Below are 17,947 nucleotides of genomic sequence, written 5' to 3'. Positions count from 1 at the left end.
CGTCGTCCGCGGGGGCGTCCTCGCGACGGCCGACCAGCTCGCCCATCTGCCAGCGGCGCCAGGCGACCTCGTCGTCCCGCAGCGGCTGGCGGTCAGTGGAGCGGCGTGCATCAGACATAGGTGTCGTCCCCGCCGCTCAGCACGATCTCGCCGGTGTCGGCGAGGCGCCGCACGACCTGCAGGATCGCCTTCTGTTCGGCTTCCACCTGGGAGACGCGGATCGGCCCGCGTGCCTCCATGTCCTCGCGCACCAGGTCGGCGGCGCGCTGGGACATGTTGCGCAGGAACTTGTCCATGAGCGCCTCGGGGGCCCCCTTGAGGGCCACCACCAGGGAGTTGGTGTCGATCTCCTTGAGCACCAGCTGGATGCTGCGGTCGTCCAGGTCGAGCAGGTTCTCGAACAGGAACATCTCGTCGATGATCTTCTGCGCCAGGTCCTCGTTGTGGGCGCGCACCGTCTCGATGACGGTCTCCTCCTGGCTGGAGTTCATCAGGTTGAGGATCTCCGCCGCGGTCCTCACGCCGCCCATCTTGCTGCGCTTGAGGTTCTGGCCGTCGAGCATCCCCGAGAGCACCTCGGTGAGCTCCTGCAGGGCCGCCGGCTGCACCCCGCTGAAGGTGGCGATGCGCAGCACCACGTCGTTGCGCAGCTTGTCGTCGAACAGCTCAAGCACGGCGGCGGCCTGGTGGCGCTCCAGGTGGATCAGCACGGTGGCGATGATCTGCGGGTGCTCGTCGCGGATCAGCTCGGTCACCAGCGGGGCTTCCATCAGGTTGAGCGCGTCGATGCCGGAGCTGGCGCCGGAGGTCTCGAGGATGTCCTCGATCAGGCTCGAGGCGCGCTCGCTGCCCAGCGCCTTGGTCAGCACCGAACGGATGTGGTCGCTGGAGTTGAGGTTCAGCGCGATGAACTCCTCGGTCTCCTGATGGAATTCCGCGAGCACCTGCTGCATCTCCTCGTGGGAGACCTGGTCGAGGCGGGCCATCTCGGCGCTGATCTGCTGGATCTCGCCGGCCGAGAGGTACTTGAACACCTCCGCCGCGCTGTCCTCGTCGAGGGCCAGCAGCAGGATGGCGCTGCGTCGAGCGCCGCTGAGTGTCTGGGCCTTAGTCATGCTTGGTCATCCAGCTGCGAACGATCATGGCGACCATGCGCGGGTCCTCGTGGGCCATCTCGCGCAGGTCGCTGAGGTTCTGTTCATAGGCCGACGACTTGCGCTTGCGCCGGCGCGGCGGCGGGTAGGTCTCCTCCTCCTCGCTCTCCGCGGCCACGGGGCTCGGTTCGTCGCCGTCGCCGACCTGGGCCCGCAGGGTGGGGCCCGGCTGCGGCAGGGCCGCCGGTGCCTGGGTGTGGCGCTTGATCAGCGGGCGCAGGATCAGCAGGTAGAGCAGCAGGGCGGCCAGCGCCGCCAGCAGGTAGCGGCCCAGGGTGAGCGCGATCTGGTGGACCTGCGGCGATTGCCACCACTGCGGGGTGTCCTCGCCGGCGTCGACGCGGCTGAACGGGCTGTTGACCACCTCGATCGCGTCGCCGCGGGCCGTCGAGAAGCCCATGGCCTGGCGCACCAGCCGCTCGATCTGGGCGATCTCCTCAGGGGCGAGGGCCACGCGGGTCGGCGCACCGTTCTCGTCGACGTCGTCGCGGAAGTTGACCACCACCGCGGCCGACAGCCGTTGCACCTGGCCCAGGCGGTGCTGTACATGGGCAACGCTGCGATCGACCTCGTAGTTGGTGACGTCGTCCTGGCGCAGGTTGTTGAGGGCCTGCGGCCCGTTTTCCTCGCCCTCGTCGCCCTCTTCACTCTCTTCGCCCTCGGGCAGCTCGATGGGCGAGGGGGCCGTGCCGGGCGGGGTGTTGCTCAGCGCGCCGGGAATGCCCCGGGCCAGGTCGTCGCCGCCGTTGTAGGCGAGGCTCGACTGGCGGCTGCGCACCGCGGCCTCGTTGGGGGGCTGATTGGGGCCGTAGCGCTCCGAGGTCTCCTCGCGACGGGAGAAGTCGATCTGGGCCGCCACCTGGGCGCGCACGTTGTCGCGGCCGAGGAGCGGCACCAGGATGTTCTCGATGCGCCGCTGGTAGGAGCGCTCGACCTCGTCGATGTAGTCGAGCTGGGTGCCGTCCAGGTCGCGGCCGTTGGCGCTGTGCATCGACAGCAGGCGACCGCTCTGGTCGACCACCGTGATGTCCTCGGTGGCCAGTTCCGGCACGCTGCTCGAGACCATGTGAACGATGGCGTTGACCTGGCCGTCGCCGAGCAGGCGACCCGCGTGCAGGGTGAGGATCACCGAGGCCTTGGCCGGCTCCCGGTCACGCACGAACACCGACTGCTTGGCCAGGGCCAGGTGCACCCGGGCGCGCTCCACCGGCCCCAGGGACTCCATGGAGCGCGCCAGCTCGCCCTCCAGGCCACGCTGGAAGTTGACCTGTTCGGCGAACTGGCTGATGCCGAAGGCCTGGTCGTCCATCAGCTCGAAGCCGACATTGCCGCCCCGCGGCAGGCCCTGCTCGGCCAGCTGCAGGCGCAGGCCGTGGACCTGGTCGCCGGGCACCAGCAGCGCCTGGCCGCCCTCGCTGAAGCGGTAGGGAACGCCGCGGCTGTCGAGCTCGCTGATGATGCGGCCGCCATCGGCCTCGCCGAGGTTGCTGTAGAGCACCCGGTACTCGGGGCTGCGCGCCCACATCAGCAGTGCCACCACGATGGCGATCGAGGCGGCACCCACGATCAGCAGCGGAATCAGCGGATTGCCGCGCAACTGGGCCAGCAGGCGCTCGAGGCCCGCCTGGCGAGGGGTGTCCCGTTGCCGGGAGGCATCCGGAGTGCCGGTGGCCGAGGCGCCATTGCTCATGCGCACCACCTCTCGGAGGCGCTGCGCTGGATTCCGGGTACCACGGTCATCGAAGAAGAAGGCATGTCCTGCATCCGTTCATCGCGGTTGGCCGCCTCGTTGAACAGGCGGAACTCTGATGGACGCCATTATCCGTGGCAGCGTCGAGCGCGAATCGCGGAAAAACCCCGTTTTTCGTGTCCAATTGGGCGCATGGTCACCCCGTGGGGGCTGCTAGCCTTGGCAGCACTCCTTTTCCATTACCGTTCTTGATTACCGTTACAGGCGAGGGTCTTCCATGAGCTCACCCGCGATTCAGTCGGCACTGACCCAGATGCAGTCGCTGGCGACCCAGGCCGCCGGCCAGTCGCCCAAGGGCCAGCAGGTCGCCACGGCGGTGGGGGCAGGCGGCTTCGCCGGCGAGCTGCAGGCCTCGATCCAGCGCATCAATCTCCTGCAGCAGGCCTCGGCGGCCAAGGCCGAGGCCTTCCAGGCCGGCGACCCCGGTGTCGAGCTCAACGACCTGATGGTCGACATGCAGAAGGCCAGCGTGGCCTTCCAGATGGGGGTCCAGGTACGCAATCGCCTGGTGTCGGCCTATAAGGACGTGATGAACATGCAGGTGTAATTGCCGTCGATACCAGCGTCACACTTCCAGGTCGACCAGCCGGCCCTGGACCTCATCCAGCCGCTCGGCGATCTTCAGTACCTCCTCGGCGGGAATCTGGCGGATCACCTCGCCGCTCTCGCGATCGACGATGCGGGTCACCACCCGTGATTCGTACTCCCCCAGCTCGAACTGCACCCCGTAGTGACTCATCACCTCGTTGATGCGCTGGATCGGCGCGACCAGTTCGCCCCGGCCCAGCGCCACGCTGCTGCTCTCGGCCTGGGCCAGGACGCCCCCGGCGGCGGGCAGGTTGGCGAGTACCCTCTCGACCTGCTGGCGCGGCGTCAGGTCGTTGAAGGGCGATGTCGAGGGGGCGGATGTCGCGTCGGTCAGCGGTGAGCTCATGGCCGGCTTCCTTCTTGTGGTGCTTGCTGTCGTGATAGACCGCGCCGGTGCCGGCCGCGGCGTCCCTGATAGATCCCGTCACGAGTGACTGTCACGAGTCACTGTCACGAGAGGTTATCGGCACGCCGGGCCGGGGCTTTAATGCCGGTGCCCGGCGACAACGCCTCCAGGCGATGGCTGCCGCGGGCCTCGCCCACGCCGATCTCGAGCAGCAGGGCATGGCGGCAGCCGAGCCGGGCCTGGCAATGGTGCAACTTCTTCAGTTCCCGGTGACGGGAACGGAGCTGGGTGCTCTTGTGCAGCTCGATCACCGCCAGGCGTTCGTCGTGGTGGCGGCGATGGATCAGCAGGTCGGGAAAGATGGTGCGCGCCTCGGTGGCATCGCTGGTGGTGGCGACCACCAGGTGACCCTTGCGCTGCCGGGGGTCGACCCAGCAGTTGAACTCGCAGTCGACGTCCCAGTCGGGGAACAGCGGTTGCAGGTGGCAGGCCAACCGGCAGGCGATGCTGCGTTCGCTCGCCTCGGCGTGCAGCAGGGTCGCGTCGCGCTCTTCCAGCCGGGTCAGGGCGAGGGCGAGCCTGTCGACGACATCCGAGTCCGATGTCGTGGGGAAGGTCTCCATGCGGGTCATCGTTGCGTCCTCTCCTTCGTGTCAGCCATCCGGGGATCGCGTTTATTCTTGGTCCCCTGGCTATCGGCCGCTGGCGCGGCATCTTTAATTCCACCCCGGGTCGCGTGGCATCGAGCGCTGCTCGGCATGGACGATTGACTGCCAGGCGGCCAACCTGCGGGGGCGGCGACGTCGCCGGGCGGGCGCCCAGGCGCTACACTCGGTGCAACCGGTCGTTTCCCCGGGAACGCGACACCCCACGCAGGGAGAGACATGAGCCAGGATCCCGGCAACACTCCGATCGGCGAGCGGGCCAGCCGGCCGCGGCTCACGGTGGGCGAGCGGAAGCAGCTGATCGAGGCACGCGACCTGGCGCTCTGTGAATCGCGCCAGCACCTGCAGCTCGCCGAGCGGATCCTCGACGCCTCCCAGGAGGGGATCGTCATCACCGATGCCGAGACGCGCATCGAGTTCGTCAACCCGGCCTTCACCCGCCTCACCGGCTACCGCCTGGAGGAGGTCGTGGGCCGCACGCCGCGGGTGCTCTCCTCCGGCCGGCAAGACGCCGCCTTCTACCAAGGCATGTGGCAGGCGCTGCAGGCCGATGGCTACTGGCGCGGCGAGATCTGGAACCGGCGCAAGGATGGCCAGCTCTACCTGGAGCAACTGACCATCACCGCCATCACCGACGACCAGGGCGTGACCCGTCGCTATGTGGGGCTGTTCACCGACATCACCCAGCTCCGCGAGAACGAGAAGCGGGTGCGCCAGCTGGCCTACTATGACGCCCTCACCGGCCTGCCCAACCGCCGCCTGCTGGAGGACCGCCTCGAGCTGGCGATTCGCCACGCCCATCGCCAGGACCAGCGCCTGGCGGTGATCTTCATCGACCTGGATCACTTCAAGCGGGTCAACGACACCCTCGGCCATGCCGTGGGCGACGAGCTGCTGCTCAGGGTCGCGGAGCGGCTGCACCACCGCCTGCGCGAGGACGACACCCTGGCCCGCCTGGGCGGCGACGAGTTCCTCGTGCTGCTGCCCGAGCTCGATGGGCCGGACGAGGTGACCCGCGTGGCGCGGCGGCTGATCGAGGCGGTCAGCGAGCCCTTCGAACTGGGTGGGCGCGAGTTCCGGGTCGGCTGCAGCCTGGGCATCAGCCTCTATCCGGACGACGGCGCCACCCCCGAGGACCTGGTGCGCAACGCCGACGCCGCCATGCACCGGGCCAAGCAGCAGGGGCGCAACACCTATCGGCTCTACCAGGCCGAGATGCATGTCCAGCATCACCAGCAGCTGGCGCTGGAGACCGCCCTGCGCAACACCGTGGAGAGCGGCGTGGGGCTCGAGATGCACTACCAACCCCTGGTCGAGCACGACGGCGGCGGGCTGCACTCCGCCGAGGCGCTGCTACGCTGGACCCACCCCGAGTTCGGCGTCGTCCCGCCGAGCGAGTTCATCCCCCTGGCCGAGCGCTCGGGGCTCATCGTGCCGCTGGGCGACTGGGTGCTGGCGCGGGTGTGCCGCCAGCTGGCCGACTGGCGCCGCGCGGGGCTTTCGCCGGTGCCGGTGGCGATCAACCTGGCCGCCCAGCAGTTCATGCAGCCCGGCCTGGTGGAGGGAGTCCGCACGCAGCTGGCGGCCCACGACCTGCCGGGCCACCTGCTCGGCTTCGAGCTCACCGAGAGCACCCTGATGGAGCGCGGCGAGCAGGCGCTGGAGACCCTCGAGGGCCTGGGCGCCATCTCCGGCCACGTGGCCATCGACGACTTCGGTACCGGCTACTCGTCGCTGAGCTACCTGCACGAGCTGCCGGTGAGCATCCTCAAGATCGATCGCAGCTTCATCCAGGGGCTGGGCGAGACGCGCCGCAGCGGTGCCATCGTCGCCGGGGTCGGCGGCATGGCCCGCGAGCTGGGCCTGAGCGTGGTCGCCGAAGGCGTGGAGACCGAGGCCCAGCGCCTGGCGCTGGCCCGCTTCGACATCGACCTGATCCAGGGCTACCTCACCGGCCACCCGGTCGACGCCGCCGGGTTCGAGCGGCGGTGGCTGCGGCGGAAAACTCCCTGATTCCTGAAGTTCGTGCGGCAGCCGCGGTAGTGGTGACGCCATGTCAAGGCGCACCGTAAAAATTTCCCTGGCGGCCCTAAAGTCCTTTCCCGGGGTGCCGTTAAACAGGGTAACGGCCAACGGCGCCGTTGTGGCAGGCCCCACCGAACACGGCTCGGGGCGGCCAATGGAGCCCTCAACGTAGGAAGGAAATCACCATGTCAGTGATCAATACCAACATCACTTCCATGATTGGCCAGTCCAATCTTCAGAAGAGCCAGAATGCCCTGCAGACCTCCATGGAGCGCCTCTCCTCGGGCCTGCGCATCAACAGCGCCAAGGACGACGCCGCCGGTCAGGCCATCGGTAACCGCATGACCGCCCAGATCAACGGTCTGGCCCAGGCGCAGCGTAACGCCAACGACGGTATCTCCATCGCCCAGACCGCCGAAGGCTCGCTGAACCAGGTCAATGATAACCTGCAGCGTATTCGTGAACTGAGCGTTCAGGCGGCCAACGGCACAAACTCTCAGGACGATCTGCAGTCGATTCAGGACGAGATCAACCAGCGTCTGTCGGAGATCGACCGTATCTCTAGCGAGACCAATTTTAATGGCGTCAAGGTGCTGGCTGAAGACAATGCACTGCAGATTCAGGTCGGTGCTAATGATGGTGAGACCATTACTGTTAACCTGCAGGAAATTAATTCTGACACCCTTGGTCTGACCAACTTTACTGTTGGCGGCCTCTCCGGCCCGATCACCTCTGTTTCTGATGAGGATGGCGGTGTGACCAGTACTGTTGAGGTGGATCTGTCAGCCATTGCAACTGCTACCGGCACTGACGCTGAAGATCTGAAGCTGTACAGCTACGATGATAACGGAACCACCAAGTATGCCGTCAAGGATGCTGATGGCACCATGATTAGTGTAGATGTTGATACTGATTCCACTCAGGGTACTTTCGGCGATGTGACCCTCAATGGAGCTGATCTGGATGCTGCCATTGCTAACTATCAGGTTGACGCAGATGCTGGTTTGACAGCCACTGCAAACCCGCTGGAAAAGCTGGATGAAGCTCTGAAGACAGTTGACAGTCTTCGCTCTGAGCTGGGTGCGGTGCAGAACCGCTTCGAGGATGCCATCACCAACCTCAACACCAACGAGACCAACCTGGCTGCCGCTCGTTCGCGCATCGAAGATGCCGACTACGCGGTGGAAGTGGCCAACATGACCCGCGCGCAGATCCTGCAGCAGGCCGGCACTTCCGTACTGGCCCAGGCCAACCAGATCCCGCAGAACGTGCTCTCTCTGCTGGGTTAAGGCTGGTCTTGAACTGAGGCCCTTGAGTCAGACCTTGGGGAAGTGCGCTTCCCCTTGGTATTGCCAACGAACCGGCTCCCTGGCGGGGCCGGTTTTCTCTGACTGGTGTAAATCGCTCTCTGTTGTATATAACTAAATCTGCGCAAGGGAATATCATGAAACTCGTGAAATGTGCCGCTGCACTCGCCATCATTGCGTCGATGACAGGCTGTGCCTCCATCGTCGGCGACAAGGACCAGTCCATTACCATCAACAGCACCCCTTCCAAGGCCCAGGTGCTGATCATCGACGAGACCAGCAAGGAAGTCTTTGCCGGCGAGACCCCCACCACCGTTCAGCTGCGCAAGGCCGATGGTTCCTACTTCGGTGGCAAGAGCTACACGGTGCATATTGCCAAGGAGGGCTTCCAGGAACGGACCATGATGATCAACTCCACCCCCAACGGGTGGTACATCGGCGGTAATCTGGTATTCGGTGGACTGATCGGCTGGCTGATCGTCGACCCCTTCACCGGCGCCATGTACAACCTGACACCGGACCAGATCAATACCACCCTGGGTGAGTCCGTGGCCAGTAACGACAACGGCGGCAACGAGATCAACCTGGTGCTGCTTCAGGACGTCCCGGCCTCGTTGCAGGATGAAATGGCCCTGATCGGCCATATCTGATCGTCCTGCGCGTCATCATGCCAGCGGGCATGCCTCCCGGCATGCCCGCTGGTGTGTTTCGAGCGAGGGGCGCGGCACAAGCCGAGACCTGCGCCCGGTATTGCCATGGAGATTGGATCTGACGGTGGGCGAGTTGGATGGGTCACCCCTTCGCTCGCGAGGAATCACCATGACGGATGACGATTACCATCGTGTCATCGATGCGCTTCAAAACGTGATCGAGGAAACCCGTACCCTGATGGGGCGCTTCGAGGCCACCGGCATGGATACCGAGATGCCGGGGGATTACGAGACACTTCACGAGATCCTGGACAAGGCGGTGAAGGAGCAGCACGCCCATACCCTGGCGATGCTGGCAGGGGATGTCTCAATGGCCGGGTCACTCGTGCCGCCAAGCCCCCCATGCCCACCATCGACGTGATCATCGAGCTCTCCCATGACGCCTGCCTGGCCCACTACGAGGGGCGGGTGGGGCAGGTGCATGCCCGCAGCCTGGACGGGCGGCGGGTGCTCTTTCCCGCCGAGGCGCTGCGCCGGGTGGTGACCCGCGACGGGGTGCACGGCGCCTTCCGCCTGACCTTCTCCGCGGCGGGGCGCTTCGAGTCCATCCGGCCGCTCCCCTGAGGCCTGCGGTGTGGGGCGCGGTTCAAGTGCCCCCTGTTTATGCCGATAGTCTAATGGAGGGCTGGTATTGCGCGGCGTTGGCCCGCAACATCGAGGCAAGTTCGGGTGTACGACCCCGATAGCCTGTGTCAGCCTCGTTCGATCGGATCGCCCGCAGGGAGCACGCACCTTCATGCCGATCAAGACCCGGGACCTCGCCCTGGATACCCTGCTGTGGATGGTGGCGGCCACCTTCGTGTTGATGGGCTCGGCCGCGCTGCTGGCCGGGGCCCTGGGGGTCATGCACTATCCCCTGCGCTTGCTGATGGTGCCGAGCGTGGCTGCCTCGATCCTGCTGTGCGGCATCGGCCTGCTGGCGGCGGTGCAGGGCTGGACCCGGGTGCGGTGGCTGGCCGGCGGCGGGCTGATGGCCCTGGCCCTCTACACCCTCGTGCACCACGGCCTGGTCGGGAGCGGCGGGGGCGACACCGCCTCGCTTGGCGGTGGGCCGCTCCTCGCGTCGACGCTGGCGGGGGGCTTGCTGGCGCTGGCCACGTGCCTGCTGCTGGGGCTGTCGCGCCGGCCCTTCAGGTGGCTGTGGCTTGGCGGTGGGGGGCTGTTGTGCCTGGGCGGGGCGGTCTACCTGGTCGGGCTGCTGGTGTCTCGCCCGGGGTGGCCGTCGAGCCGCTTCGCGTTCTCGCCGGTCGCCGTGCTGTTCCTCGCCCTGCTGTTCGGGGTCGCCATGGTGGCGGCCAGCCGCCGTACCGGCGGCGAGGACCTGAGCCTGGGCCGGCTGCCGCTGTTGGCGGCCCTGGCCGGGGTGGGGATCAGCAGCCTGAGCTGGTTCCTGCTCAGCTGGCAGCAGGAGTCGGAACTGCGTCGGCAGGCCGATTATCTGCTCGACAACATCCAGCTCAATACCCAGCAGGTGATGCGATCGAACCTCGCGCTGATGCGGCGCATGGCCGAGCGCCTGGATGCGGCGGAGGCGGGGCTCGACGCGGCGGTGCTCGACCGCGATGTTCGGAACTACCTGGGCGATGCCGCCAGCCTGCAGGCGATCGGCCTGCTGGATGGTGGGCAACGCTGGCAGTGGGGGCGGGCCAGGGACGACGAGGACTGGCGATGGCTGGGGGACCAGCTCGGCGACGCCGAGGTGCGTGACTGGCTGGCGATGTCCCTTCCCCAGCCGCGCCTGATGGTGCCGGAGTCGGCCTGGCCCGGCATGGCGCTGATGGTGATCGCGGTGCCTCGCAGTGGCCAGCAACTGCTCACGGCGCTGGACCTGGCCGCTCTGCTGGACAGTGAGCTGCGGGTGCAGCTGGGCCCCTTCCATGCCGGGATCTATCACCGCGACCGGCAACTGCTCGAGCTGCGCCCGCCCGGTGTGACCGCCACGCTGGGGGGGGCCGAAGGCCTGAGGCTTGCCCGTCGGCATATCGGCCTGCCCGGCGGGCCGATGCTGAGGCTGGAGACCTACCCCGGGGTGAGCGGCAACTGGTTGCTGGCCAGCCTGGTCCCCACGGCCGTGGCCGCCAGCGGCCTTGCCCTGAGCTGGCTGCTGGCGTTCAGCCTGGGCCTGGTGAGCCTGGTGATGGCGCGTTCCCGAGCCTTGGCGGAGGCCCGTCACCAGCTCGAGGACCAGCAGTCGATCCAGGCGATGATCGCCCGCGACCGGCCGCTGGACGACACCCTGGCCGCCGTCTGTCGGATGCTGGAACGGCAGAGCCCCGGCGCGCTCTGCTCGATCATGCTCAGCGAGGCCGAGGGAGCGCGACTCCGGCTCGTTGCCGGAGAGAGCCTGCCCGAGGCGTACCGCGCGGCGGTGAGCGAGGTCGCGATCGGGCCGGAGAGCGGGGCCTGCGGCAGCGCCGCCTACCGGCAGGCGCCGGTGGTCTGCGAGGACCTGGCCACCGACCCGCGCTGGCAGGGCTATCACGAGATCACGGCCGAGCATGGGCTGCGGGCCTGCTGGTCCTACCCGGTGCTGGCCAGCGACGGCACCACGCTCGGCACCTTCGCGCTCTACTGCCGCGAGCCCGGCGGGCCCTCGGAGCAGGAGGCGGCGCTGATCGGCAAGGCGGTCGGGCTGGTGGCGCTGGCGGTGGAGCGGCACCGCGTCAGGCATTCGCTGCGGGAGAGCGAGCAGCGCTACCGCTCGTTGTTCGCCTACAACCCGGACGCGGTCTTCTCGCTGGATCTCGAGGGTCATTTCGTCAGCGCCAACGCCACCTGCAGCACGGTCACCGGCTACGCCGTCGAGGAGATGCTGGGCGCCCACTTCGCCGCCTTCGTGGTGGCCGACGACCTGCCGCGCATCCAGGGCTATTTCGAGGCGGCATGCCGGGGCGAGAGCCGTCACTACGAGCTGGATATCCTGAACCGCGACGGGGAGCGCCGGGCACTCGACCTGCTCAACCTGCCGATCGTGGTCGACGGGCGGGTGCGCGGCGTCTACGGCATCGCCAAGGACATCACCGAGCGCCGCCGGCAGGAGACCCGACTGCGCACCCTGCAGCGCGGCGTGGAGGCCAGCGTCAACGGCGTGGTGATCGCCGATGCCCGCGAGCCGGACATGCCGATCGTCTACGCCAACGCCACCTTCATGAAGATGACCGGCTACCGGGAGGACGAGATTCTCGGCCGCAACTGCCGCTTCATGCAGGGCGAGGAGACCGACCCCGAGGCCGTGGCGATGATTCGTCGCCACCTGGCCGAGCAGCGCGAGGTGCTGGTCACCCTGCGCAACTACCGCAAGGACGGCACCCCCTTCTGGAACGATGCCTTCATCTCGCCGGTACGCGACGGCGAGGGTCGGGTGACCCATTTCGTCGGCGTGCTGCACGACATCTCCGAGCACAAGGCCTACGAAGCGCGGCTGGCCTACCATGCCAGCCACGACGCCCTGACCGGCCTGGCCAACCGGGCGCTGTTCGAGGATCGCCTGGCCCACGACTTCGCCCTGGCGCGCCGCCACGGCCACCGGCTGGCGGTGCTGTTCGTCGACCTGGACGACTTCAAGCCGATCAACGACAGCCTGGGCCATGCGGTGGGTGACCGGGTGTTGACGGAGGTGGCGCGCCGCCTGGCCGATACGGTGCGCCCCGGCGATACCCTGGCGCGGCTGGGCGGCGACGAATTCGTGATCCTGCTCCCCGGTCTGCACCACGAGGAGCAGGCCATGGAGGTGGCCGAGCGATTGCTGCCGATGGTCGCGCGCCCCTACTGCGTCGACGGGCACGAGCACTACCTGACGTGCAGCGTGGGGATCGCCGTCAGCCGGGACGACACGGCGCAGCCCCAGGAGCTGATCCAGCAGGCCGACATGGCCATGTACAAGGCCAAGCAGCAGGGGCGCAACGCCTACCAGTGGTTCACCCGCGAGATCACCGAGAAGGTCGGCGAGCGCGTGGCGCTGCGCAACGACCTGCAGGAGGCCATCGACGGCGGCCAGTTCGAGCTGCACTACCAGCCGCTGATCGGTCGCGGCGACCGGCTGGCCGGGGTCGAGGCGCTGCTGCGCTGGCACCACCCGGTTAAGGGCTATGTCTCGCCGGCTCGCTTCATCCCGCTGGCCGAGTCCACCGGCCAGATCATGCCGATCAGCGAGTGGGTGCTGGAGCGCGCCTGTCGCGACATGCAGGCCCTGGCCGCCAGGGGGCTGGGGCAGGTACGGGTGGCGGTCAACCTGTCGCCACTGCAGTTCCACCGAGCCAGCTTCCTCGCCACCCTGCGGCATACCCTGCAACGGACCGGGTTGCCCCCCGAGCAGCTCGAGCTCGAGCTCACCGAGGGCATCCTGATGGACGATACCGAGGCGGCGATCGACATCCTGCATGCCCTGAGGAGCCTGCGGATCGGCGTCTCCATCGACGACTTCGGTACCGGCTACTCCAGCCTGAGCTACCTGAAGCACCTGCCGATCGGCAAGGTCAAGATCGACCGCAGCTTCATCAACGAGGTGACCCTCAGTGCCCATGATGCCGCCATCGTCCAGGGCATCATCTCCATGGCCCATCACCTGGGGCTGGCGGTGGTGGCCGAGGGCATCGAGACGGCGGCACAGCACCAGCGGCTGACCGACTACGGCTGCGACATCTTCCAGGGCTTCCTGCTGGCCCGGCCGATGCCGCTCGACAGGCTCGAGGCCTTCCTCAGGGCACGCCTGCCGGCCTGAGCGGGGCCCCGGTGGCGCGCCTCGAACTAAAGTTCGTCCTGGCCTGGCCGATAGCCCGACAGGGCAGGGCTCCCCGTGTCGGGGGCGCGCATCATCGGACGGACACGAGGCTGGGATGACACGACCGCAGGAAGGCTATACCCGGGTGGAGAGCCCATCGGAGATCGAGTCGCTGCTCGAGGCGCTGAGCGAGCCGGGCGGTGCCTCCCTGCAGCTCGAGTCGCCGGACGGCAAGCCGCTGCCGGTGCTGGTCGCGGAGCAGCAGCCGGGGGGGCACCTGCTGCTCGACATCAGCGCCATCCGCGAGGTCGCCGGCGAGCTCGGCCGCGGCGCGGCGTTTCGCCTGCTCGGCCAGGCCCGGGGCAAGATGCTGCGTACCCCGCCGCTGACGATGAGTGAGTGCAATGAGGCCGGGGGGCGGATGCTCTGCACCAGCCCCTACCCCCTGGCCCTGGAGGTGCTGCAGCGCCGTGAATCCTTCCGCGCCAAGCTGCGGCTGGGCATGGAGGTGGGGGCCATCGTGCGGGGGGACGACAAGGAGGCGTCGGTCCAGGGCGATCTCAAGGACCTGTCGCTGGAAGGCTGCCAGCTCGAGCTGCCCCTCGGGGCGGCGAGCCGGCTGGCGTCGCCCCTGCCGCTGGAGATCGAGCTCTGTTTCCCCAATGGCAGCCGCCTGGCGATCCGGGCCAGCCCTCGTCACCACGTGGTCGATACCGAGCGCCAGGCGGTGCGCGCCGGCTTCCAGTTCGTCGCGCCCAACGGCGAGCAGGAGCGGCAGTTGTGGTTCTTCGTGCGCGAGATCGAACGGGAGGCGGCGCGCCAGTCCAACGAGGCGGATGTCTCGCTGCTGCCGTCGCTGCTGTTCCAGGCCGAGCCCGCGGGCTCGCCGCCGGTGGGGCGGCGCAACGTGCAGGCCTATGCCACGCCCATGGCCAGGCGCCTCGCCCGGGTGGCCGGCTATCTGGATGCTCAGCTCCTCGAGCTGCAGCAGCAGCGTTCGCTGGATGCGGTGCAGTTGTCGCGCCATGCCGACCGCCTGCTGGCGCTGCACGAGGAGGATCGCGAGGGGCTGCTGTTCGCCACCCGTTGCATGCGGCGCGAGCCGGCACTGGTGCGCCATGGCCTCGCGGTGGCGGTGCACCTGCTCGACCTGGCGGCCGTCGGCGGCATGCCCCGTGACGTGCGCAAGGCCATGGTGGCCTGCGCCATGGTGCATGACCTGGGCAAGGCACTGCTGTCGAAGCGGCTGCTCGAGGCGACCCGGCTCGATGCCGACCAGCGGGCGGCGCTGCATGCCCATGTGGCCCTGCTGCGGCCACGGCTCGAGCAGTGCCACTGGCTCGCCAGGGGGGTGGTGGAGGCCGTGGTCGAACGTGTCAACGAGCGTCTCGACGGCAGCGGCTACCCCCATGGCCTGGCCGGCGAACGGCTCCACGAACTGACGCGCCTGGCCATGGTCGTCGATGCGGTCGAGGCGATGCGCCGCGACCGGCCGGATCGCCCCGCCTGGCGGGTGGCGGATGTCTACCGCCACCTGCTGAGCCACCCCGGGCAGTTCGACCAGCGCTGGGTGAAGCGCTATATCCAGCACTTCGGGCTGCTGCCGATCGGCTCCCTGGTGCGTTTCGAGGGCGGCGAGCTGGGCTGGGTGCAGGGCCTGGACGAGCGCGGGCTGCCGGCCCGGGTACAACTCACCGCTGAGGCCGTGCCCCCGGGCGAATCGCTCGGCGCGGTCCTGAGTGGCGACCGCCTGGCGACGCTGGGGCCACCGGTGGCCGAAGTGCCGGTGTCCACCTGAGCCTAAAGTCCCGCGGCCAACCGCCGATAGAAGGAAATAACCCTTCGGGCAGGGGCTTTTCGTCGCGATATCCGACGAAATGCCTGGCAGACTGGTCTGGATCGAAAAGGATTCGTCATGACTACCATCTCTTCTCTCGGCATTGGTTCCGGGCTCGACCTCAACGGCTTGCTCGATCAGCTCCGGGATGCCGAGCGCGGCAAGCTCGAGCCGCTCAAGCTGCAGAAGGCGTCGCAGCAGGCCCGGCTCTCCGCCTATGGCACGCTGAGCGGCGCCCTGTCGGCGTTCCAGTCTGCGGCGGCCAAGCTCAACGATGCCCAGCTCTACCGGAGCGTATCGAGCAACGTGACGGGCAGCAGCGTCGAGGCGGCGGCCGGCGCCCAGGCGGTGCCGGGGCGTTATGACGTCAGCGTGGCCCAGCTCGCCCGCTCCCAGAGCATCGCCACCGGCGGTTTCGCCGAGGATGCCACCTTCGGCGGCGACATGGGGATCGTGGTCGGCACCGGCGATCGGCAGGAGACGCTCGCCTTCAGTGTGGCGGCCGGCAGTTCGCTGGCCGAGGTGCGTGATGCCATCAACGCCCAGCAGGGGGGCGTCACCGCCTCCATCGTCAACGATGGCGATCCGGATGCGCCCTTCCGGCTGGTGCTGAGCAGCTCCGAAACCGGCACCGACGCGGCGATCCAGTCGGTTTCGCTGAGCGGCGACGCCGGGTTCGACTTCGCGCTGGATGGCGGCGACGGGAGTCCCGCCGGGTCGATGACGCAGACCGTGGAAGCACGCAATGCCCTGCTCACCGTCAATGGCATCGCGATCACCAGCCAGAAGAATCAGGTCGAGGACGCCATCCAGGGCGTGACCCTGAACATCGCGGAAGAGGGCGAGTCCACCGTCAAGGTGGAGCTCAACAACCGGGAGATGCGCGAGGCGGTCACCCACTTCGTCAAGGCCTACAACGATCTGCAGCGCACCACCGGCGAGCTGACCCGCTTCAACGCCGAGACCGGGGCCGCCGGCGAGCTGCTGGGCGACAGCGCGCTGCGCAGCATCGAGTCGCGGCTGCGCGGGGTGCTGACGGGTGGGGTGGGGGAAGGCGAGTTCCGCATGCTCTCCGATATCGGCATCGCCCTGCAGCGCGGCGGCACCCTCGAGCTCGACGAGAAGCGTCTCGACGAGGTGATCGTCAACGACCGCCAGGCGTTGACCGCCTTCTTCGCCGGTGAGGACAAGGCCGGCGGGCTGGCCGGCAGGCTCGACCAGACGCTGGACGAGATCCTCAAGGACCGCGGGCTGCTGGACAACGCCAAACGGGGGCTGGAGACGCGCCTCGGCAGCCTGGATGAGCGTTACGCGCGCATGGAGAAGTCCATCGAGGCGACCATTTCGCGCTATCGCACCCAGTTCGGCCAGCTCGATGCCATGATCGCCAGCATGAACCAGACCAGCGACTACCTGACCCAGCAGTTCGACATGATGAATGCCCAGCTCGGGCGCAAGAAATGACCGAGGCCCGGGCGGACGACCGGCCGGGCCGGAGCTTGACGAGAGAGGAGCGAGACCACCATGAGTGCCATGCGAGGGGTGACCGCCTACGGCCGCGGTGCCGGTGCCTATGCCCGGGTCGGGGTCGAGAGCGGGGTGATGTCCGCCAGCCCCCACCAGTTGATCGTGATGCTCTTCGACGGCGCCCAGGCCTCGATCCGTGCCGCGCGCCTCCACATGCAGGCCGGTAACGTCGCGGAGAAGGGCAAGGCGATCTCCCGTGCCCTGGACATCGTCAACAACGGCCTGCTGGCGGCGCTGGACGCCGAGCGCGGCGGCGAGATCGCCGAGCGCCTGGCATCGCTCTACGACTATATTGCGCGGTTGCTGCTGGCGGCCAACCGCCATGACGACGAGGCGAGCCTGACCCAGGCCGAGAAGCTGCTCGACGACGTGGCCTCCGCTTGGCGTGAGATCGGCGACCAGACGGCGAGGGGCTGACGATGAGACATCACCAGACACCGCCCGGCGGGCCGAAAGCCCAGCAGGTCCTGCTGGGCGCCTACGAGGCGTTGCTCGACCGCTCCTCGCGGATGCTCGACTCGGCCCGTGCCGCCGACTGGGAGGCGCTGGTCGACCTGGAGACGCAGTACGTGGTGGAGGTCGAGCGCATCGGCCGCCTGGATGCCGAGCTGCCTCTCGATGACGAAGGGGGAGAGCGCAAGGCCGAGCTGCTCGAGCGCATCCTCGATCAGGACCTCGAGATCCGCCAGCGACTCATCGAGCGTCGTGACGAGCTCGACCGCCTGATCGGCAGCTCGCGGCAGCAACTGGCGCTGTCACGCACTTATGGCCCGCAGCAGGCCGCGTCGGAGACGATCGATGCCGAGTGGCGCTTCACCAAGAAGCCGTCGTGAGCGGCATCAACCTCCTCATCGACACCCTGCTGCACCAGGTGCTGGGCAAGCGGGTCGATACGCCGCCGCCAAGGGAGCTCAACGAACCGGTGAGGCCGGTATCGCCCGCCGAGGCACCCCGGGCCCTGCACAGCGACTCCCGACTGGATGCCCGGGCCCGTGAGCCGATCACGCCCGGGATTGCCCGGACCGCGCGTCAGCCGGGAGCTGCGCCGGTCGCCCCCCGGTCGACCGGCGAGGCCCCACCCCCCTCCACCCAGACCCACTTCACACCATCGGCGCGCTCCATCGCCGATCTGCTGATCCGCTTCCCCGCCCCGCCCTCGGTGGTGCGCCCCCCTCTGCCACTGATCGCACCCGGCGATCCCGCCTCGCCGGCCCAACTGGCGGAGCGCCTGCAGGGCAGCGTGCGCGACAGCGGCCTGTTCTACGAATCCCACCTGACACGCTGGTTCCGCGGCGAGCTGCCCCGCGAGCAGCTGCTG

Annotated in this window: 15 protein-coding genes and 1 pseudogene; 12 read left to right on the top strand and 4 right to left on the bottom strand. The window is 68.1% G+C overall.

What is annotated here, in order from left to right; genetic code table 11:
* Nucleotides 1-110: 110 nt before the first annotated feature.
* Together fliG and fliF are read right to left on the bottom strand one after the other, a co-directional pair.
* On the bottom strand, nt 111-1,115 hold the full coding sequence (fliG, locus tag C1H66_RS11040) for a flagellar motor switch protein FliG (protein WP_102627939.1): 1,005 nt from the start codon (nt 1,113-1,115) through the stop codon (nt 111-113).
* Nucleotides 1,108-2,844, bottom strand: a complete 1,737-nt coding sequence (fliF, locus tag C1H66_RS11035; RefSeq protein ID WP_102627938.1) for a flagellar basal-body MS-ring/collar protein FliF — start codon at nt 2,842-2,844, stop codon at nt 1,108-1,110. The genes fliG and fliF overlap by 8 nt, the downstream gene beginning before the upstream one ends.
* A gap of 277 nt (nt 2,845-3,121) precedes the next feature.
* On the opposite strand from fliF, the gene fliE reads away from it, so the two are divergent.
* Nucleotides 3,122-3,451 (top strand): flagellar hook-basal body complex protein FliE, encoded by a 330-nt coding sequence (gene fliE / locus C1H66_RS11030; RefSeq protein ID WP_102627937.1) that lies wholly within the window; start codon nt 3,122-3,124, stop codon nt 3,449-3,451.
* Nucleotides 3,452-3,469: 18 nt separating this feature from the next.
* On the opposite strand, the gene C1H66_RS11025 is transcribed toward fliE, so the two are convergent.
* Both C1H66_RS11025 and C1H66_RS11020 read right to left on the bottom strand, forming a co-directional pair.
* Nucleotides 3,470-3,838: a flagellar protein FlaG gene (locus C1H66_RS11025; protein WP_102627936.1), complete on the bottom strand. Its 369-nt coding sequence runs from the start codon at nt 3,836-3,838 to the stop codon at nt 3,470-3,472.
* A gap of 104 nt (nt 3,839-3,942) precedes the next feature.
* On the bottom strand, nt 3,943-4,470 hold the full coding sequence (locus C1H66_RS11020; RefSeq protein WP_102627935.1) for a hypothetical protein: 528 nt from the start codon (nt 4,468-4,470) through the stop codon (nt 3,943-3,945).
* Between the two features lie 252 nt (nt 4,471-4,722).
* Between C1H66_RS11020 and C1H66_RS11015 the strand changes: the two genes are divergently transcribed.
* The 11 genes and pseudogenes from C1H66_RS11015 to C1H66_RS10965 form a co-directional block, all read left to right on the top strand.
* Nucleotides 4,723-6,516, top strand: a complete 1,794-nt coding sequence (locus tag C1H66_RS11015; RefSeq protein ID WP_102627934.1) for an EAL domain-containing protein — start codon at nt 4,723-4,725, stop codon at nt 6,514-6,516.
* A gap of 197 nt (nt 6,517-6,713) precedes the next feature.
* Nucleotides 6,714-7,817, top strand: coding sequence for a FliC/FljB family flagellin (locus C1H66_RS11010; RefSeq protein ID WP_102627933.1), 1,104 nt, complete (start codon nt 6,714-6,716; stop codon nt 7,815-7,817).
* A 155-nt stretch (nt 7,818-7,972) separates the two neighbouring features.
* The gene (locus C1H66_RS11005) at nt 7,973-8,485 is read left to right on the top strand and encodes a hypothetical protein (RefSeq protein WP_102627932.1); all 513 of its coding nucleotides are present in this window, start codon (nt 7,973-7,975) and stop codon (nt 8,483-8,485) included.
* A gap of 169 nt (nt 8,486-8,654) precedes the next feature.
* On the top strand, nt 8,655-8,906 hold the full coding sequence (locus tag C1H66_RS11000; protein ID WP_181423412.1) for a hypothetical protein: 252 nt from the start codon (nt 8,655-8,657) through the stop codon (nt 8,904-8,906).
* Nucleotides 8,888-9,109, top strand: a complete 222-nt coding sequence (locus C1H66_RS10995; protein ID WP_102627931.1) for a DUF2835 domain-containing protein — start codon at nt 8,888-8,890, stop codon at nt 9,107-9,109. The genes C1H66_RS11000 and C1H66_RS10995 overlap by 19 nt, the downstream gene beginning before the upstream one ends.
* A gap of 172 nt (nt 9,110-9,281) precedes the next feature.
* Entirely contained in the window at nt 9,282-13,265 is a 3,984-nt protein-coding gene (locus C1H66_RS23425) for a sensor domain-containing phosphodiesterase (RefSeq protein ID WP_276308836.1), read from the top strand.
* 115 nt (nt 13,266-13,380) lie between these two features.
* The gene (locus C1H66_RS10985; protein ID WP_102627930.1) at nt 13,381-15,063 is read left to right on the top strand and encodes an HD domain-containing phosphohydrolase; all 1,683 of its coding nucleotides are present in this window, start codon (nt 13,381-13,383) and stop codon (nt 15,061-15,063) included.
* A gap of 117 nt (nt 15,064-15,180) precedes the next feature.
* Complete coding sequence (fliD, locus tag C1H66_RS10980) at nt 15,181-16,566, top strand: flagellar filament capping protein FliD (protein WP_102627929.1); 1,386 nt, start codon at nt 15,181-15,183, stop codon at nt 16,564-16,566.
* 60 nt (nt 16,567-16,626) lie between these two features.
* Nucleotides 16,627-17,046, top strand: coding sequence for a flagellar export chaperone FliS (gene fliS / locus C1H66_RS10975; RefSeq protein WP_102627928.1), 420 nt, complete (start codon nt 16,627-16,629; stop codon nt 17,044-17,046).
* Between the two features lie 2 nt (nt 17,047-17,048).
* Nucleotides 17,049-17,462, top strand: a complete 414-nt coding sequence (locus C1H66_RS10970; protein ID WP_102627927.1) for a flagellar protein FliT — start codon at nt 17,049-17,051, stop codon at nt 17,460-17,462.
* Nucleotides 17,459-17,947, top strand: a pseudogene (locus tag C1H66_RS10965) (flagellar hook-length control protein FliK); the annotation flags it as partial. The gene C1H66_RS10970 and the pseudogene C1H66_RS10965, both read left to right, overlap by 4 nt.

Origin of the sequence: Halomonas heilongjiangensis (genome assembly GCF_002879645.1) — a bacterium.
Lineage (GTDB): Bacteria > Pseudomonadota > Gammaproteobacteria > Pseudomonadales > Halomonadaceae > Halomonas > Halomonas heilongjiangensis.
The sequence above is the reverse complement of the archived record's forward strand: the minus strand, read 5'-3'. Positions and strand labels throughout refer to the sequence as shown.

Excerpts from the sequence above, each read along its gene's own strand:
- fliE (WP_102627937.1), top strand. The coding sequence starts at position 3,122 with ATGAGCTCACCCGCGATTCAGTCGGCACTGACCCAGATGCAGTCGCTG.
- C1H66_RS11005 (WP_102627932.1), top strand. The coding sequence starts at position 7,973 with ATGAAACTCGTGAAATGTGCCGCTGCACTCGCCATCATTGCGTCGATG.
- C1H66_RS11000 (WP_181423412.1), top strand. The coding sequence starts at position 8,655 with ATGACGGATGACGATTACCATCGTGTCATCGATGCGCTTCAAAACGTG.
- C1H66_RS10985 (WP_102627930.1), top strand. The coding sequence starts at position 13,381 with ATGACACGACCGCAGGAAGGCTATACCCGGGTGGAGAGCCCATCGGAG.
- C1H66_RS10970 (WP_102627927.1), top strand. The coding sequence starts at position 17,049 with ATGAGACATCACCAGACACCGCCCGGCGGGCCGAAAGCCCAGCAGGTC.
- fliF (WP_102627938.1), bottom strand. The coding sequence starts at position 2,844 with ATGAGCAATGGCGCCTCGGCCACCGGCACTCCGGATGCCTCCCGGCAA.
- C1H66_RS11025 (WP_102627936.1), bottom strand. The coding sequence starts at position 3,838 with ATGAGCTCACCGCTGACCGACGCGACATCCGCCCCCTCGACATCGCCC.
- fliD (WP_102627929.1), top strand. The coding sequence starts at position 15,181 with ATGACTACCATCTCTTCTCTCGGCATTGGTTCCGGGCTCGACCTCAAC.
- C1H66_RS11010 (WP_102627933.1), top strand. The coding sequence starts at position 6,714 with ATGTCAGTGATCAATACCAACATCACTTCCATGATTGGCCAGTCCAAT.
- C1H66_RS11015 (WP_102627934.1), top strand. The coding sequence starts at position 4,723 with ATGAGCCAGGATCCCGGCAACACTCCGATCGGCGAGCGGGCCAGCCGG.
- C1H66_RS23425 (WP_276308836.1), top strand. The coding sequence starts at position 9,282 with ATGCCGATCAAGACCCGGGACCTCGCCCTGGATACCCTGCTGTGGATG.
- C1H66_RS10995 (WP_102627931.1), top strand. The coding sequence starts at position 8,888 with ATGCCCACCATCGACGTGATCATCGAGCTCTCCCATGACGCCTGCCTG.
- fliG (WP_102627939.1), bottom strand. The coding sequence starts at position 1,115 with ATGACTAAGGCCCAGACACTCAGCGGCGCTCGACGCAGCGCCATCCTG.
- fliS (WP_102627928.1), top strand. The coding sequence starts at position 16,627 with ATGAGTGCCATGCGAGGGGTGACCGCCTACGGCCGCGGTGCCGGTGCC.
- C1H66_RS11020 (WP_102627935.1), bottom strand. The coding sequence starts at position 4,470 with ATGACCCGCATGGAGACCTTCCCCACGACATCGGACTCGGATGTCGTC.